Genomic DNA, 874 nt, shown 5'->3' with positions numbered 1-874 from the left:
GCACGGAGCGCCGGAACTGTTCACGAGAACGGCCTGTCGAGGGCGGTCAGCTGACGGTGATGGTGCCGCGCATCGTCGGGTGGATCTGGCAGAAGTAGGCGACGGAGCCGGCTTCGTCGAAGGTCATCTCGAACGTCTCGCTCTCGCCGAACTCACCGGAGTCGAACTCGAAATCCTCGCCGTCGTTCGCGGTGACGGTGTGGGCGAAGGCATCGCTGTTGGTGAACGTGACGGTGTCGCCGACGGAGACCTCGAGCTCGGCGGGCTCGAACCGCGAACGTTCGAGGTTGACGGCCGGGCCGGCGGATGCAGCATCGGAGGCGTCGGTGCCGGATTCGCTGCTCGTCGACGTGTCGGGGGTGCTGTCGACCGCCTCGCTGGACGGAGCCTCCGAAGCTGGCGATGACGTGCTGTCGGAGTCCGAGCCGGAGCACGCAGCGAGACCGACGACGACCGCGGTCGATGCGAGGAGGGTGGAGAGCTTTCCGTGTGTCATGCAACGGGTTCGCAGCCGGGACGGCGCTGGATCAATCGGCGTGCGGGTCACGGCCCGCCGACGGGGCGATGTCCACACGAAATTGATCTGTCGATGATCCAGACGGGCCTCGGTGCCGAACCTTCATCACGAGCCCGTCAGACACGGACTCCGATCCGGTCCGCCGGATCCACATCGTGAACACCCCTAAGGAGCACAAACACAACATGCGCTACTCAACCCGCAAGATTCTCGCACTGACCGCAGCGGTCAGCGTCACCGTCGCCGCCTGTGGCAGCGACTCGAACGACGCCGGCTCAGATGATTCGGCACCCGTTGCCACCGAGGCGGTCGAAGCGACCGAAGCCCCGGCCGACACCGAGGCGATGGAAGAAGAGC

General features: G+C 65.9%; 1 protein-coding gene. It reads right to left on the bottom strand.

Annotated elements, in window-relative coordinates:
• Nucleotides 1-46 precede the first annotated feature (46 nt).
• The gene (locus tag ON45_RS22385; RefSeq protein WP_083915214.1) at nucleotides 47-496 is read right to left on the bottom strand and encodes a cupredoxin domain-containing protein; all 450 of its coding nucleotides are present in this window, start codon (nucleotides 494-496) and stop codon (nucleotides 47-49) included.
• Between the last annotated feature and the right edge of the window lie 378 nt (nucleotides 497-874).

This window comes from Ilumatobacter nonamiensis YM16-303, assembly GCF_000350145.1.
Taxonomy (GTDB): Bacteria; Actinomycetota; Acidimicrobiia; order Acidimicrobiales; family Ilumatobacteraceae; genus Ilumatobacter_A; species Ilumatobacter_A nonamiensis.
This window is presented reverse-complemented; position numbering and strand designations above follow the sequence as displayed.